We start from the raw sequence: 15,147 nt of genomic DNA on the forward strand, positions 1-15,147 counted from the left end.
TCTGATTCAGCTTCTTGGTTTGAGCGCCGCCTGGTAGCGCCGCATCCTGTGCCGGCAAACCCGGCGCTACGGCTTCTGGTCCTTGATCTGGAAGGCCAGCTCGAAACGCTTGTACTTCGTCCCGGCCATTTCCGCCTGCTCGGAGACCACCAGCTCCACGTTGGTGAAGGAGCCGGAGGCCTGCAGCGTCTTCATGAACACCGCGATGAGTTCCTCGCTCATGGCACCGCCGGCGAGCGACACCGCCGACCCGTTCTCGGTGTACTTGGTGAGCCAGAGCTTGTCCGGCACGGATTCGGAAAGTGTGGCGAGCCGCGACGCCGGGCCGGTCTTGCCGCGGCGCAGGCGGTTCAGCACGTCGAGCTTCTTCTTGACGTCGGCCTGCAGCTTCTTCAGGTTGTCGATGACCCCGATCTTGGTCTTCAGTGAGGCGAGCTCGGTCTCCGAGTTCGTAATTTCGGTCTTCACCGTGTTGACCTGGCTGCGCAGGTAGATCCACCAGCCCAGCCCCACCACCAGGAGGGTCACCAGGGCGACCACCAGGATGGCGATCTGCTGGCGCATCGTTTCCTTCTTCTTGGATGCCCGTATCGGGAGGAGGTTTATCTTAATCATTTGTCTCCAGCCCTCCTCGTAGCGAGCCCCATCGCTACCGACATGAGCGGAGCGATCTCCTCAAGGTACCTCGAGTCGAACTCCTTCTCGTTCACGGTGACCCGGGCCAGCGGGTTCAGGATCTCGACCGGCAGCGCAAGTCTCTGCTGCACCGCTTCGATCAGGTGCTGCGTCTTGGCGGCACCGCCGCTCAAAAAGACCTTGGTGATGCGTTCCTCGCCGGCGGTGGAGTTGTAGAAGTCCAGGGAGCGGCGCATCTCCATGGCGATGGTGTCGTTCACCCGTTGCAGCACCTCGCTCAGGCGCGGGTCCTCGGAGTGCCCGGCCGCCAGCTTCATCTCTTCGGCCTCGCCGCTACTGATGCCGAACTGTTTCTGGATCTCCTCGGTGTAGAGGTTGCCCCCCATCTGGACGTCGCGGGTGAAAAGGGAGACCCCGTCCCTGACGATGTTCAGGTTGAAGATGCTCGCGCCGATGTTGACCAGCGCAACCACCTGGTCCGGATCGACCGGGTAGTTCAGCTCGAAGGCGTTCTGCACGGCGAAGGAGTCCACATCGACCACGACCAGCTTGAGCCCGGCCTCCGCGAACACCGAGATGTAATCGTTGATGATGTCCTTCTTGCTGGCGACCAGCAGGACGTTCATCTTGGAGGGGTCCTGCTCGTCGGGGGAAAGGATCTGGAAATCGACGTTAACGTCGTTGATGTCGAAGGGGATGTACTGCTCGGCCTCCCAGTGGATCTGGTCCTCCAGTTCTTCGACCGGCATCACCGGCAGGGAGATCTTCCGGATGATGACCGAGTTGCCCGAGATCGAGCAGACGGCTTCTTTGGCCTTGACGCCGAGGGTGCCCAAAAGCTGCTTGACCGTCTCGACGATGGAAGAGCTGTCCATCAGGGTGTTGTCGACGATCGCCTCGGCCGGCAGCGGCAGGATCCCTATCTTCACCAGCTGGAACCCCCCCTTGGCCGGGCGCAGCTGTACGAGCTTCACCGCGCTCGATCCTATGTCGACCCCTACTATGTCCTTCTTCTTGGAGAAAAGCATCGTGTGGTCCTATCGCTCCTAGTCCTGGAATACCTTGTTTTTGTCGGAGAGGGAAAACCCAAGAGCAAGCAGGATCTTGCGCTTGGTCTCCATCCTGCAGTCCTCACCCCGTTCGATCCGGTCGATGGTGATGGGCGATACCCCGGCCAGCCGTGCCAGCTCGGCCTTGCTCATCAGGCGTTCTTCCCGAAGTTTCTTGACGCTGTTCATGATCATAAGTAGGCACCGCGTGAGACAGACATTGCAAATTTTTGCACACATTCTCATCATTAAAAAGGAAAGTCAACCTTTTATTTAAAGTTATATGTAATTATATTCCAAAGACGCACTTTAACCCGTCTTTGGTGCCTACCTGTCTGCATACGGTTTTCTAATGGGTAGAATGGGGAGATGATACCAATAAAAAAACGAGATGCAATTTAGGAGCTTTTTCTGAGATTCGGGGTGAAGCACCCGCCGCAGCGGCTGGCTTCTCAGTAAGCGTACAGCACCGACAGGCGCGCCTTTTCCCGTGCCGACGGTTCCTCCCGGGCGCCCTGCACGGCAAGGTTGTACATGACCGGTACGTGCTGCGGCCGGACCACCTCGTCCTGGGCCGCAACCGCCCCTCCCGCGTCGAGCAGGTCGAAACCGCTGCGGTCGGTGTTGCCCGGGACGGTGTCGACGATCTTGGTGCTGATGCTGAACCCTTTGGCAGGCGGCACACCGGCCAGCCTAAAGGAGAGGTCCGGGGAGCTGGCGGCATCGGCCGAGGAGCGGGCAGCACTGCACTTGTTCCAGGCGCCGGAGGAGAGAAACAGCTTCTGCTTCAGACAGTCGTCCCCGCTGATGTGCAGGTCAATGACGGCGTACTCTCCTTGCAAGGTTGCGGCGTCCACCCCCTGGAAGAGCCGGGGCATGATCTCGCCGGTGAACAGCTCGAGCCCCCCCTGCGCCGCGGTGAGGGAACTGCGGTAGCGTTTCTGGCTGGCGGACACCTGGGTACCGGTCGAAACCAGGGTGAGCAGGGAGAGGGCGATCACCAGTGACAGCACGGTCAGCATCAATGCGGTTATCAGGGCCGCGCCCCGCTCACAGCCGAGGATCTGCATCGCCCCTCCCTGCTACAGGTTCTTGGGCAGCACGGAAATGGCGTACACCTTCCAGCGGTAGTTGCGCCACTCCGGACCGAAGGTTTGCTTCAGCGCCCGCTCGCTCCAGACCTGTCCCGCATCGTCCGGCAACTCCGGGTCTCCCACGACGATGACTCGCGCCGGATCCTCGACCGGAAAACTATAGGACGGGTCCTTTTTCCCCTGCTGTGCCAGGATGTAGACCCTGATCTCGCGGAGTTCCTCGCGCAGCGTCTGTGCGTTTAGCAGGGCGTCCCCCGGCTTCGGGTGGTAGTCTACCTTGCCGTCGGCATTGGTGTCGAAGTACAGCACGGCCTGCAGATCGCCGGCACAATCCAGAATCGGGTACTTGGTGGGGCTTCCTTGATGGTTGATGACCGCCTTGTAGAGGGTTCCGGTGCCCGGGCTGCAAAATGCCGACATCTTGTCGACCTTTCGGTTGATGAAGTAATCCGAGCGGTTGAAGGGAAAGCTCAGCAGCCCCCCGGCGGAGTCCTTGGGGGCGACACCGTAGACAAGGTAGTGGTCGGTCCTTTCGCGTGGGGAAAACTCGGAGGGGAAAGGGAGTTGGAAGGGGACGGTGAAATTGGTCCCGCTGGTAACCAGAACCCGGGTCGGCCTGCCGGAGACCACCTCGTTCTTCAGCACGATGACGCGGTCCTTGCCGCCGTTTTTCAGCTCCGGCTCCACCCGCGAGGGCCTGGTCACCGAACTGTAGGTAAGGTAACACCAGCTGCGGCACACCGCGCTCGCCCCCAGCGCGGTTCCCTTCAGCACCAGGTAGTCGGAACCGTTGTACCCCACATTGTCGCCGATGCGGTACGGAGTCGGCGCGTCCAGGTGCGGCGCATCGTTGTAGTTGCCGGGCCTGGCATCGGGGCAGCCGCCGGGACAGCTGGTGACCAGTTGCAGCCCCTCCTCGGCCTCCACGTAGTTGAGCCCTTTGGTGCCGCTGTAGGGTAGCCCGAAGCCGGCAAGCTCCAGGTCGGTACGAAGCAACTCCAGCCCGATCATCCCGCCTATGTCCGTTTCGGTCGATTTGCCTATGGCCTTCGAACCGGTCACGATCCTGGCGAAGGAAGCGCTTATCAGCGTCATGGTCACCGAAAAGACCACCAGGGCAACCAGCACCTCCACGAAGGTGTATCCATCCCTCCCTGCCGCCCTCATTCTCCTGCTCTCCTTGTCCTCAGTGCGTAGATCTCATGACGAAGGTTCTCCCCCCGCACCTTCCATGTCACGCTGACCGAAAGACGCTTGGTGTCGCCGCCCCCAAGCGGGCTCGCTTCCTTGCTCACGGTGTAGCTCCAAGGTGTGCCTCCCACCAGCTTCGAAGCTGTCGAGGTTCCGCCGCCGCTGATCGACCCGAACGAGAGTTTCTGCCAGCCGTGCATCTGCTCCTCCGCCACCAGCACCGCCTCCCTGTTGAGCCGGTCCCGCAGGTTGTGCCGGTAGGCCAGGTTGACCGACTGCAGCAGCCCGAGCAACCCCACCGTCAGCACCAGCATGGCCATGAGCATCTCGACCAGGGTGAAGCCGAGGTCATTTGATGGTGATGTTTTCACTGTCGCAGTCATTGCCCCTATCCCTTTTGCCGACGCTGATCCTGGTCGCCGCTATGACGATGCTGTCCACGCCACCGGCGTCCCCGGCGGGGTCCACGCAGATCGAACACCAGTCGTCCGTCACGCCGGTTTCCTTGAAGTCAATGACCGCCCCGCTGCTCCATCCGGATGCGTTGCTGTCAAGAAGGTTCGTCAGTCGAAAGACACGCACCGGCTTCACGCCGCTGTCGCCGTCGCATTGCGAGGAGTAGACCTCGAAGCGTTCGGGGTAGACCCTGACCCGGGTCCCCCTCCTCTGGCAGATCGCCTGCACCCTCGACCGCTGCAACTCCGAGAAGAGCAGGCTGATCTCGGCCTCGCCGCGAGCGCCCTTCAGGTAACGCTGGAAACGGAGCGTCGCCAGCCCGATCAACACCGACGCGATGGCAACAACGACCACCATCTCCACCAGTGAAAACCCGCGTGCTGTCATGCCCCCCCCTATGTGCGACCCTGCCGCTTTGGTTAAAATTTGAACCTTCCAATCTTAACAAACTCGGACGGAAAAAAAAGGAGCCCTCTGCACGGGAACGTCCCGGAGAGAGTAAGCGACATCCCGAAGCTTCACAGAAGGGGCGCCGCCCCTCTGCGGGAGGGGGTAAGGGGCGGGGGAGGATGGCAGGCAAAAAAAAAGACCCTCCCGGTCGGGAGGGTCTTTCGGTGCGAGGCGGCACCGGCTGCTAATAGGCGTAGAGCACCGAGAGAAGCGCCTTCTCCTTGGGGGTGGAGGCGCGCTCACCCTGCACCTCGATGCTGTAGAGCGCGGGGTTGTGCTTGGGAGCGATGCCGGAACCGACCCCGGCCACGCCGGCGCCGGAGTCGAGGTAGTCGACCCCGGTGGGGTCGGAGTTGCCGGGTATGGTATCGACCACCTTCGCGTAGATCTTGAAGTTGGTGTTCGCGGAGAGCCCCCGGAGGGTGAACTGCAGGTCGGGCACGTCCTTGGCGTTGATCGTCTTGGACAGAGATCCCCAGTCCGCGGTCGCGTTCGCCAGCTTTGTCTTCAGGCCGCTCCCGACGACGAGCCCGATATCCCCTATCCCGCCCGAACCGTAAGCGGTGAGCAGCGGGCCAATCCCGGTCGAGTAGTTCGAGAAGAGCTTGGGGATGAACTCGCGGGTGACCAGTTCGGTCCCCCCGTAGGAGGCCTCGAGGGCATTGCGGTAGTTCTTCTGGCTGCCGGAGACCTTGGTCTCCAGGAGCAGCATCTGCATCAGCGCCGCCACGATCCCCAGGCAGATCAGGGTGAACATGAGGGCCGTCACCAGCGCGATACCGTCTTCGTTGCCGATCTTTTTCATAATCGTACCGTCTCGTTATTGGATGAGGTTCTGCGGCCGCACCACGATGGAGTACAGCTTCCAACGGTAGTTCTGCCAGCCTGTCCCGATCAGGGTGGCGAGGTTGAAGGCCCTCCCCTGAAGCGTGCCGCCGAAGTTCTCCCCGACGTTGATGATGGAATCGGGATGGGTGTAGCTGGTGTCTTTGCGGCCGGTATGAGCCAGGATGTAGACCCTGATCTCCTTCAACTGCTCCCTGATATCCTGGGCGCTGCCGGTGCCAGGGAGGGTGGTCTGGTGCAGGTTGACCTCCTTGGATCCGGCCGGGCCGATACCGTAGACCACCTGCATGTCGGCCACGCAGTCAAGCAGCGGGTACTCGGTGAAACCTCCCCCCTGGTTCACCACCGCCTTGTAGAGGACGCCGGTATTGGGGGCGCAGGCCGGAGGCGGGTTGGCGGGCCGGTTGACGTAGTAGTCGGCGCGGTTGAAGGGCATCCTGGGCTCGGTGGCGGCATCCACCCCGTAGACCTCGAACATGTCGCCCGATGAGTGGGGGAGCGTGAGGCTCGTGTACTGGTTCTGCTTGAAGTAGCTGGAGAAGTTGCCTCCGTTCACCTGCAGCTGGCGCGTCGGAATCCGGTCGATGAAGGTGTTCCTGAGCACGATGACCCGCTCGGTGGCACCGGTCACGGTCTGGAAGTCGCGGGTGGCGTCCCCCCAGTTGGTGGTACTCCGGCCGCTGTCCGTGTAGGCCACCTGCACCGATTTCTTCTGCGTCCCGGTGGTGGAACTCGCCACGGAGAGCGACTTGATCACCAGGTACTGCGCCCCGCCGTTGAAGGTGGTGGAACCGCTCAACACGGCGCGCGGCACGCCGGAGCCCACCCCGGCGTCGTTGTAGGTGAGGGGACTCTGCCCGCCGGACCAGAAGGTCGCGGCCATGGCCCCGCCGGAGTCGCCGCTCACCACCTCGGTGTACTTTGCCGAAGACGGGGTGGCCTGGAAGGACCAGGGGAGGCCGTAGCCGGCATTTTGCAGGTCGGAGCGAAACATCTCCAACCCCACGACGCTGCCGATGTCGGTCTCCATCTGTTTGCTCTGCTGCCCCACCTGGGTGAGCACCGTATTGAAGCCACTGGAGGCCACGATCAACACCGAAATGAAGATGGCCATGACCACCACCAGCTCGACCAGTGTGAAGCCCCGGCTGTTTTTGAGCATAGTTACCTCACCCCTCATGGTCTGGCCACCACGGATACCACGCGGTTTTGCGAGGTCATGTTCCTGTAGGCCCACTTGACCACTACGGTGACCTGGCGCGAGGTGGACTGGGCGCTTTCCGTCCGCAGCACCTGGCTGCTGCGCTCCACCACGTAGTTCTTGTTCGCCCCCCTCACCCGCCTGGTGACGTTGGTGACGGGGTAACTGTCGGCGATGGCGTCGAAGTTCATCCCCCGGAAGTCGGCCATGTATTTCTCGCCGAGCTTGATTGCCTCGTTGCGCAATTCGTTCCTTAAGTTGTGCTGCAGGCTCACGTTGAGACACTCCAGCACCCCGAACATCCCCACGGCGATGATCACCAGGGAGACCAGCAGCTCTATCAGGGTGAAGCCGCTGTTATTTTTGATCGATGCTGGCTGGAGCACAGGCACCTCCTGTTCTTCTTTTCCCCATTTTGCTGCTCACCGCGGAGACCACGACACTGTCCATGTTCCCTGTGGTCGCGGGGGCCCCGCCGGGCTCGACACAGATGGAGCGCTCGGTGAGATTCATGATGCCGGCCGCGTCGTAGAGCACCCGGTTGGCACTGGAACTGACCACCACCGGGAAGGAGAAGCTGACCACGGAAACCGGGGGAGCTGTGCTAACGTCGGCGGGGTAGATCGTCATCTGGTTGCCGTTGAAGAGCACGAGGCGCGGGGTTTTGGTATACATCGCCTCCAGCCGAATCTCCGTGAGCTTGCTGTAGATGGTGCGCACCTCAGCCTCCACGGCGGCTTTCTTCTGCATGGCACTGAACTGCAGCATGCCGATGCCCAGCAGTATCCCGCTGATGGCCATCACCACCACCAGCTCGACTATGGTAAAGCCCTTTTCTTTCATGCCTCAGCGCTCCTGGATGTGCATGATCCGCTTCACCGGCTTGTTGGCGCTCTTGCTGACCACGGGGAAGGCGTCGGCCGGCGGCTTGCCGGTCATCGGGGTCGTGGTGCGCCGCATCAGACGCGATGCCCCGCTGCCGAAGGCCTGGGCCAGGTCGACCTCCTTGAATTCGCCTGTGGAGAGCTGGATCAGCGCCTTGCCTGCCAATGCGGCGTCGCTGGGCCTGCCGCCGGTATCGTAGCCAAGGGCCCAGAGGAAGGAGTTCCCGCCGAATCCGCAGGCATCCGAGGTCGGCTCGAAGGTGGTCACGAAGACGGTGCCGTTGGTCAGGGTGACCGCGTCGGAGACCACACGCTCGGCGCCGAAGGCGGTTGTGGAGGCGTCCAGCTGGATCTTCCAGCCGCCGGAGCCGACGCTGCTCGAGATGGAGGAGGACTGGTCGGTGACGTCCCCGAGGGCGACGGTGGTGCTGCAGCTCGCATCGTAGATGTTGCCCGGCAGGTTGCTGGTGTTGTAGCAGGGCTCCTTGACGCCGTAGATCCACCGGCGCGTCGAGTAGTCGTCGATGTCGGTGCCGGAGCGGTAATAGTACCTGCCGCTGCCGAAGTAAAGCCAGAGCTTTTTGTTCTTGCGGTCCTGGAGCCTGGCTATGGAGGTGACCACAGGGCCGGTCCCCTCGATGACCTTGCTCCAGGTCCAGTGGGCAGGGTCGGTGTCGTTGTGGGTGACGATCCTGATCACGCCGCCGTCGGTCCAGGTGGCCGGGGTGCCGGCGACCTTCTTGGTGTATCCGGCGAAGACGGCGTCATCCTGGTAGAATCCGTTGGCGCTGGAGTCCCAGCGGTCGGCGTCGATGGCACCGCCCATCATGGAGCCTGCGAACGCCTCCGCAATTTCGGTGTCGATGGCCCGGACCATCTCGCCGGTTTTCAGGTCGACCACGAAGAACTTCAGGTTCTGGTTGGAGCGCCCCTGGAACTGGTTGCCGTCGGTATCGATGGGGCCGGTGGGCCCGGATCCGAAGATGGCGAACCAGCGCCCGTTCTTGGCGCGGTCCCCTACCCTGACGATGGCCGGGCCGGTGGTGGCGAAGCCGAGGTCGTTGTCCGCCGCGCGGTTGAACTCCCACATCAGCGAGGGGTTCTTCGGGTCGCTCACGTCGAGAGCGAAATAGGTGGAGAAACCGAGCCCCTTGCTGGTATCGGAAGGGTCGGTGCGCGGCGTCGGTACGCAGTTGCTGGTGGAGGGGGTGCCGCAGCTGGACGAGGAGGCGCCGCCGATCCCCATGGACCCGATCAGGATGCTGCGCCAGGGGTTGGCGCTGCCGTCAAGCGAGTTGGCGCCGTCGACCACCGAGGTCAGCTTGGTGCAGTTCCAGTAGCTGGTGGCGTTGCAGCCGGAAACGCCGCTGGGCGCGCCGATGCTGGCATCCAGCAGGAGGGTCGGGCCGTCCACGTAGTACAGATGGTTGTATTTCGGATCGCCGAAGTATTTCAGATACGGAAGGGCCTGTTTAGGGATGTAGGCCCACATCTCCTCGCCCAGGGCAGGGTCGGAGTTGGAGAGCTTGCTCAGGGTCGCCTTCTGGGTCCCGCTCGCTGTGACGTTCAAGAGGCCGAAGTTGAAGGCATGCAGCATCCCGTCGTTGCCCCCCACGTACACCATGCCGCGATTGTGGTAGTCGCTGGACTGGATGTAGGAGGTGTACGAGGTGTCGCTGTAACCGCTGGGAGGCTGCAGGTTGTAACCGTTCAGCCTGAGGTTCGACTGGATGCGCGGCGTGGACGAGATGATGTCACCCAGGCGCCAGACCCCGGAGCTTGCCACGTTGGTGCTCTTGTTGAGGATAGAGACGGTCCTGGAGCGGTAGCCGGTCTCCTCCAGCCCGTGCACGTAGTCGATCAGGGTGGGCGCATCCGTGGTGGACACGTCCAGGTAGGACGCGAGGGTGTTGGCATTGTTCCCGCCGCCGGTATTGGGGAAGGTCGCCGACGAGAACTGGATCAGCGAAGTCCCGTTGGTCGAGGTGTAGATCTTGCGCGGCCTGGCGCCGGTGCCGGTGAGCGGGCGTTGCCACAGCGTCTTGCCGGCGCGCCAGATACTGAGCACATCGTCGCTGTCCTCCTTGGTCTCCGCGGTGTCCCCCGCCCCGTCGCCGTTGGTGTCCTGGGAGACGTAGGCATAGGTGACGTTGTCAGTAGGGTCGAAGCGGAAACTGACCACCTTGTCCGCGATCAGGTCGAAGGCGTTGTTCTGGTCGGTATCCTCCCTGATGGTGGAGCGGTTGACCTGCGGGTCGACGTAGTACCAAAGGTTCTGCATTTCACCGATCCAGCTCGCCTCTGTCTGGTTGTAGAAGACCTTCTTGGGATAGAACACCGCCTGCAGGATGTTGGCGCCGCTACCCTCGGAGTTGCTGAGGATCGACGCCGCGGTACCGGAGGAGGCGCCCGCCGCGATGCTCTCCAGGGCGGCCTTCAGCTCGGTTCTCAGTTGGGTCGGGTTGTTCGGGTTGTGCAGCGTAGTCCCGCCGTTCACCGCGGTCATGTTCATCTGCACGTATGGATCGCAGACGTTGGTCGTGCCGGTGCTGGACGGCGCGTTGTACACCACGTGGGTCTTGATGGTCTGGGCGTTCTCGCAGGCGGTGGCGCCGGTGCCGTGGCAGACCTGGCTCGGATCGAAGAGGTTGCGGTGATAGGCGAAGTAGCTCAGGTCGTGGATGTAGGGACTCCCCGCATAGCTGCCGCATACCCCGGAGGTGGAGCCGCTCTCGGCCAGCGTGTTCGGGTCCCTGAAGTAGCCGGAGCTGTCGGTGACCTTGTTCCTCATGGTGTCGTTCTTGTCCGCGGTGGATGTGCCGTCCGTGATCAGCATGACGTTGTTTTGCTGGCAGCGGAACTGGATCGGGTTGTGGTTTGTGTAGTCATCCGTACCGGTCAGGGGCTCCTGGATGGCTGCCGTCGTCGGGGTGAACTTGGTCGAGTTCAGGGTCGCGGTAGTCGCGGTGGCATCCTTGACGAAGTAGGCGATGGCGTTGTAGAAGGCCTCGGCAAAGGGGGTCCACGAGACCGCCGGGATGCCGTCGATGGTGTTGATTAAGCCGGAACTGTGGTCGCCAACGGCTGTGCCGATGTGGTCGAGCACCTTGCTGGCGTCCTTGTTGGTGGCGGCCTGGCAGGTCCCTTCGCTCAAGCTGGAGAGGCAGTCCGAGTCGGTGCTGCACATCTTGTTCTGGTTGCCGGAGCAGAACTTGGGACAAGGCATGCCGACGGTGCTGCCACACTCGGTCGCCGAGCCGTAGTTATTGAAGCTCATGACCCCAAAACGGATGCTGCTGGCGAAGTCATTGATGAGGCCGGTCGGGGCCGACGAGACCCCCACCTTTCCGTAGAAGGGGTTGTTACAGGTCTGGGGGACGCAGGTCCCCGGCGAGGTGCAGTCGGAATTGCTGGTGCAAGTGGTGGCCGGTGCGTTGGAGCAGACCTTGGTGGAGCAGTCCGCATCTGTGGAGCAGGTGGTCGTGGTCCTGCGGGAGCAGTAACCAGGTTTGCCTGCGGGGCCGACCGGGGAGCCGATGGCGCGCACCCCGGCATCCATCAGTACCGACGGGATGTTGCCGCTGGTGGGGATGACCGAGGAGGGGTCGGTCACTTCCGCGAAGTTCTGCCCCATGCAGTAGTGCAGGATCTCGTTCTTGACGCAGGTATCGCCGTCGTTCAACCACTTGTCGCTGTTGTTCCTCCAGCATTTCCCCATGAAGCCGGTGGTGTCAGAACTGGTGCCGATATAGGGCGCGACCGGAGCCGAATGGGTTGCCGCGCTGGTGCAGATGTAGTTGCCGCTGGACTCGTCGGTGAGAGCCGCCGGTGCGATCGGGGTCTTCGGGTCCGAGTAGACGTTGGCACAGGCCGTCTGCAGGGAGTTGACGCTCACACCCTGCCAGATATCACCGCCGGTCCTGATATTGTCCTTGATCTTCCAGCATGCCTGCTGGGTGTGGTTGATAGTGGCCAGCGCGTTGTCCGCGTTGGTGGTGTCCAGACAGTTCTTGGTATCGGTGCTGGCCTGACCGTAGTTGCCGTTACTCCAGTTGTAGACCGCGCACTGGCAGTCGGACTGGTTGTAGGTCCCCTCGAAGATCTCGATGCGGGTCCCCCCCCCCTGGGTGCTCGGGTCATAGTTCGGCTCGACCGCGGTGGGACCGCGGACCGCGAAGGAAAGGCCGGAGATGGCCGGCACCACCTTGACGAAACGCCGGCCGACACACCCCCTGGTCTCGCCTTGCAGCAGGCTGCTTCCGGAGACGTACTTCCCGCCGGTCAGGATCTTCTTCTCGATGTCGAATTTGGAGGCAGCAAGCCAGTTCAGGAACTTTCCGCTGGCGATGAAGGTGTCGATCACCCTGGTGGGAGGCGTTACGGTATTGTCGCCGGACATGGCTATGTAGACGTAGCTGGTCCGGTAGATGCCGGTGCCGGTGGTCGTGGGTACCCCGGTATTGATCTCCACGAACTTCCCGCCCGAATACTGGTAGACGGGATAGGTGAAGGTGCCGTCGCTGTTGAGCTTGCTGAAGTACCCCTCGTAGTCCTTGGTGTCGTCGTAGGTGTTATCGAAGCAATAGGATGAGGAGACCGTCGCGGACCCCGCCCCGGTGCCGCAGGTGTAGGTCGGGGCAGCCGATGTCGATCCCGCGATGTAGCCGAGGTCGTACATACTCGCGGAGTTGTCGATCATGAGCAACAGGTTCGGCTTGATCCCGCCGGTGATGAAGGGAGGGGTGATGCACCAGTTGTCGCCCGGATCGGCAGCGAGCGCCGCGCCGGGTAAAAGCATGGCAGTGAGGATCAGTAGCGGCAAGTTCTTGATCAAGAGCCTGTTCAGAGTCTTTCCCATTGAACACCTCGTATAGATGGGCATGAAAGCTTCAGTCGAAGTCGGACGAAAATTCACGGTCGGTTACCTCGCCAGCAGTTCCCGCATAGCGGCGGCATCCTTGTACCCTACCAAAATCTTCCCGTCTGGCAAAACCAGCGTCGGCGTCGAGACAATCCCGTTCGACTCGGCGAACTTGATGGTCTCCTCCACCGGCTTTCTGGCGTCCTTATCGGTAGCGGTGGGCAATGGCTCGCCGGCGAACGATTTCTCCAGGAGTTCCAGGGAACCCTGCGCCAGGATCACCCGCGACTTGTCGTACGCCTTGGGATGCATCTTCAGGGGGTAGAGCTTGATGTAGATGGCGAGGTCGGGCTCCAGGGCCGCCAGCTTCTTCAGCTCGACGTGGGCCTTGGCGCAGTAGGGGCACTCGGGGTCGGTGAAAACGAACAGCTTCTTTTTCCCCTTCGGGTTCCCGAGGATGAGCGCGTCGGCGGTGGTGAGGGTGGCCGGATCGAGACGCTCCTTGCGCTCCGTTTTCGCCTGCTGGGCCGAGCCCCCCACCGGCTGCCTGGAGGCGATGTCGAAGACCTGGCCGGCGATGATGTGCTTTTTGCCGTAGTCGAGATAGGCGACCCCGGTTTTGCCGGCCTGCTCGAAGGTCACCTCGTACAGCCCGCGCACCGGCGCCGGCTTCACATCCTTGACCGGCCCGATCTCCTTCAGGAGACCGCTCGCCTCCTGGAGCGTGATGGAGTGGCAGGAGGCGCAGTCCCCGCTGCATCCTTCCGACATGGCGAAGGCGGGTGCGGCAATGGCGATAGCGACCAGGGTGAAGCAGGCTGCAAAGAGACGGGTGAGATTTTTCGCGAAGGACATTCAGCTACCTCATGGGTGATTTCGTTGCTCGGGAAAGGTGAGCAACAACCGTGCCTTGGCCTCCACCGCGGCGCGGAAGCATCTGTTTCGGCGTCAATACGGTTAGTTGTGGCATACCATAGCACGGGGATACAGCAAAAAACTACGCATTTTTTTCATAGCAGAAGCACCTACCCCGCAAAAAATTGGCACCTTTTCGGTGCCGAGGTCCGCCGGGTGCTAGCCGAGGTCGTACTCCTTGAGCTTGTACAGCAGGGCCCGGTGGCTGATCTCCAGGAGCCGCGCCGCGTGGGTCCGGTTCCCCGCCGTTTGTTCCAGCGCGCGCACGATCAGTTGCCGCTCCAGCGCCTCCGCCCCCTTCTTTATCGAGAGGGAGTCGACCAAGTCCCCTCCCCTGGCCTCCAGCCCCGCTCCCCTGCGCACCGCCTCCGGCAGGCAGGCAAGCCCCAGCGTGCCACCATCGCAGAGCACCAGCCCGCGTTCGATGCAGTTCTCCAGTTCTCTCACGTTACCCGGCCAGCCGTAGCGCACCAAGGCCTGCAACGCCTCGGGCGTGGGGCGCACCCCCGGCATCCCCATGCGCTCTCCGTGCTTCTCCAGGAAGTGGTCCACCAAGAGGGGGACGTCCTCCACGCGCTCCCGCAGGGGCGGCAGGGACAGGGCGAAGACGTTGATGCGGAAATAGAGATCCTCGCGGAACCTTCCTGCCGCGACTTCCCCGGCCAGGTCCCTGCTGGTGGCGGATACCACCCTGACATCGACCTTTTGCGCGGCGGAAGCGCCGAGCCGTCGGATCTCCTCCTCCTGCAGCACCCGCAGCAGCTTGACCTGCAGCGAAAGCGGAAGCTCCCCTATCTCGTCCAGGAAAAGGGTGCCGCCGTTCGCCTCTTCGAAGAGGCCGATCTTGTCGTGGCCAGCATCGGTGAAGGCCCCCTTGACGTGCCCGAAGAGCTCGCTCTCCAGCAGGGCGGCGGGGATGGCGCCGCAGTTCACGGCGACGAAGGGGCCCTGGCGGCGCACGCCGCAGTTGTGCAGCGCCCGCGCCACGAGTTCCTTGCCCGTTCCTGACTCCCCCTGGATCAGGACGGTGGTCTTGTGCTCGGAGAGCTTCTTGACCAGCTCCATGATCTCCGCCATCCGGGCGTTTCTGCTTATGATGTCGGGGAAGGCGCGTCCCCGCACCGCGTCGCGCAGCCTGCGGTTCTCGTCCTTTAGCCGCTCCCGCTCCTCCGCCTTTTTCAGCACCAGCGAGATCTCGTCGCTGTTGAAGGGTTTGGAGATGTAATCGTAGGCACCAAGTTTCATGCACTCGATGGCATCGTCGACGGTGCCGTAGGCGGACATCATGATGATGGTGGCGCCGATGCCGGATTCGTTGCAGGCAGTCAGGAATTTTTTGCCGTCCATGACCGGCATGCGGATGTCGCACAGGATGAAGGCGTAGCCTCCCTCGCGCGCCTTGGCCAGGGCGTCCGCGCCGTCTGCGGACTGCTCCACCAGGTAACCCTGCTTTTTCAAGAGGACCTGGAGCATGTGACGCAGGTTCGCCTCGTCGTCCACCACCAGGATTTTCTTTTTCTCGCTCAAAACGTGCTCCTTGTCGGACTGGTCGGGCTGGTCGGAC

Annotated in this window: 14 protein-coding genes; all 14 read right to left on the bottom strand. The window is 62.3% G+C overall.

Annotated features, from left to right (window positions below; genetic code table 11):
- Positions 1-66 precede the first annotated feature (66 nt).
- The 14 genes from KOM00_RS05265 to KOM00_RS05330 all read right to left on the bottom strand — a co-directional run bounded on the left by KOM00_RS05265 (position 67) and on the right by KOM00_RS05330 (position 15,110).
- The gene (locus KOM00_RS05265; protein ID WP_216497791.1) at positions 67-615 is read right to left on the bottom strand and encodes a PilN domain-containing protein; all 549 of its coding nucleotides are present in this window, start codon (positions 613-615) and stop codon (positions 67-69) included.
- On the bottom strand, positions 612-1,664 hold the full coding sequence (gene pilM, locus KOM00_RS05270) for a type IV pilus assembly protein PilM (RefSeq protein WP_216497792.1): 1,053 nt from the start codon (positions 1,662-1,664) through the stop codon (positions 612-614). The genes KOM00_RS05265 and pilM overlap by 4 nt, the downstream gene beginning before the upstream one ends.
- Before the next feature lie 18 nt (positions 1,665-1,682).
- Positions 1,683-1,880, bottom strand: a complete 198-nt coding sequence (locus KOM00_RS05275; protein WP_041248407.1) for a helix-turn-helix transcriptional regulator — start codon at positions 1,878-1,880, stop codon at positions 1,683-1,685.
- A gap of 257 nt (positions 1,881-2,137) precedes the next feature.
- Entirely contained in the window at positions 2,138-2,755 is a 618-nt protein-coding gene (locus KOM00_RS05280; protein WP_216497793.1) for a pilus assembly PilX N-terminal domain-containing protein, read from the bottom strand.
- Positions 2,756-2,767: 12 nt separating this feature from the next.
- Positions 2,768-3,946, bottom strand: a complete 1,179-nt coding sequence (locus KOM00_RS05285) for a PilW family protein (protein ID WP_216497794.1) — start codon at positions 3,944-3,946, stop codon at positions 2,768-2,770.
- Positions 3,943-4,353, bottom strand: a complete 411-nt coding sequence (locus KOM00_RS05290; RefSeq protein WP_216497795.1) for a prepilin-type N-terminal cleavage/methylation domain-containing protein — start codon at positions 4,351-4,353, stop codon at positions 3,943-3,945. Before KOM00_RS05290 ends, KOM00_RS05285 begins: the two co-directional genes overlap by 4 nt.
- Complete coding sequence (locus tag KOM00_RS05295) at positions 4,319-4,813, bottom strand: pilus assembly FimT family protein (RefSeq protein WP_216497796.1); 495 nt, start codon at positions 4,811-4,813, stop codon at positions 4,319-4,321. The genes KOM00_RS05290 and KOM00_RS05295 overlap by 35 nt, the downstream gene beginning before the upstream one ends.
- A 247-nt stretch (positions 4,814-5,060) precedes the next feature.
- Positions 5,061-5,681, bottom strand: coding sequence for a pilus assembly PilX N-terminal domain-containing protein (locus KOM00_RS05300; protein ID WP_216497797.1), 621 nt, complete (start codon positions 5,679-5,681; stop codon positions 5,061-5,063).
- Positions 5,682-5,696: 15 nt separating this feature from the next.
- Positions 5,697-6,884, bottom strand: a complete 1,188-nt coding sequence (locus KOM00_RS05305; RefSeq protein WP_216497798.1) for a PilW family protein — start codon at positions 6,882-6,884, stop codon at positions 5,697-5,699.
- 14 nt (positions 6,885-6,898) lie between these two features.
- On the bottom strand, positions 6,899-7,309 hold the full coding sequence (locus KOM00_RS05310; protein ID WP_216497799.1) for a type IV pilus modification PilV family protein: 411 nt from the start codon (positions 7,307-7,309) through the stop codon (positions 6,899-6,901).
- The gene (locus KOM00_RS05315; protein ID WP_216497800.1) at positions 7,281-7,766 is read right to left on the bottom strand and encodes a pilus assembly FimT family protein; all 486 of its coding nucleotides are present in this window, start codon (positions 7,764-7,766) and stop codon (positions 7,281-7,283) included. The genes KOM00_RS05310 and KOM00_RS05315 overlap by 29 nt, the downstream gene beginning before the upstream one ends.
- A gap of 3 nt (positions 7,767-7,769) precedes the next feature.
- Complete coding sequence (locus KOM00_RS05320) at positions 7,770-12,665, bottom strand: pilus assembly protein (RefSeq protein ID WP_216497801.1); 4,896 nt, start codon at positions 12,663-12,665, stop codon at positions 7,770-7,772.
- 63 nt (positions 12,666-12,728) lie between these two features.
- The gene (locus KOM00_RS05325; protein WP_216497802.1) at positions 12,729-13,523 is read right to left on the bottom strand and encodes a DsbC family protein; all 795 of its coding nucleotides are present in this window, start codon (positions 13,521-13,523) and stop codon (positions 12,729-12,731) included.
- Positions 13,524-13,742: 219 nt separating this feature from the next.
- The gene (locus tag KOM00_RS05330) at positions 13,743-15,110 is read right to left on the bottom strand and encodes a sigma-54-dependent transcriptional regulator (protein ID WP_216497803.1); all 1,368 of its coding nucleotides are present in this window, start codon (positions 15,108-15,110) and stop codon (positions 13,743-13,745) included.
- Positions 15,111-15,147 lie beyond the last annotated feature (37 nt).

The organism is Geomonas diazotrophica, from assembly GCF_018919385.1.
GTDB lineage: Bacteria > Desulfobacterota > Desulfuromonadia > Geobacterales > Geobacteraceae > Geomonas > Geomonas diazotrophica.

Bases quoted from the DNA above. Each gene is read 5' to 3' on its own strand.
- KOM00_RS05315 (WP_216497800.1), bottom strand. From the start codon at position 7,766: ATGAAAGAAAAGGGCTTTACCATAGTCGAGCTGGTGGTGGTGATGGCC.
- KOM00_RS05275 (WP_041248407.1), bottom strand. From the start codon at position 1,880: ATGATCATGAACAGCGTCAAGAAACTTCGGGAAGAACGCCTGATGAGC.
- KOM00_RS05305 (WP_216497798.1), bottom strand. From the start codon at position 6,884: ATGCTCAAAAACAGCCGGGGCTTCACACTGGTCGAGCTGGTGGTGGTC.
- KOM00_RS05325 (WP_216497802.1), bottom strand. From the start codon at position 13,523: ATGTCCTTCGCGAAAAATCTCACCCGTCTCTTTGCAGCCTGCTTCACC.
- KOM00_RS05295 (WP_216497796.1), bottom strand. From the start codon at position 4,813: ATGACAGCACGCGGGTTTTCACTGGTGGAGATGGTGGTCGTTGTTGCC.
- pilM (WP_216497792.1), bottom strand. From the start codon at position 1,664: ATGCTTTTCTCCAAGAAGAAGGACATAGTAGGGGTCGACATAGGATCG.
- KOM00_RS05285 (WP_216497794.1), bottom strand. From the start codon at position 3,946: ATGAGGGCGGCAGGGAGGGATGGATACACCTTCGTGGAGGTGCTGGTT.
- KOM00_RS05290 (WP_216497795.1), bottom strand. From the start codon at position 4,353: ATGACTGCGACAGTGAAAACATCACCATCAAATGACCTCGGCTTCACC.
- KOM00_RS05320 (WP_216497801.1), bottom strand. From the start codon at position 12,665: ATGGGAAAGACTCTGAACAGGCTCTTGATCAAGAACTTGCCGCTACTG.
- KOM00_RS05265 (WP_216497791.1), bottom strand. From the start codon at position 615: ATGATTAAGATAAACCTCCTCCCGATACGGGCATCCAAGAAGAAGGAA.
- KOM00_RS05280 (WP_216497793.1), bottom strand. From the start codon at position 2,755: ATGCAGATCCTCGGCTGTGAGCGGGGCGCGGCCCTGATAACCGCATTG.
- KOM00_RS05300 (WP_216497797.1), bottom strand. From the start codon at position 5,681: ATGAAAAAGATCGGCAACGAAGACGGTATCGCGCTGGTGACGGCCCTC.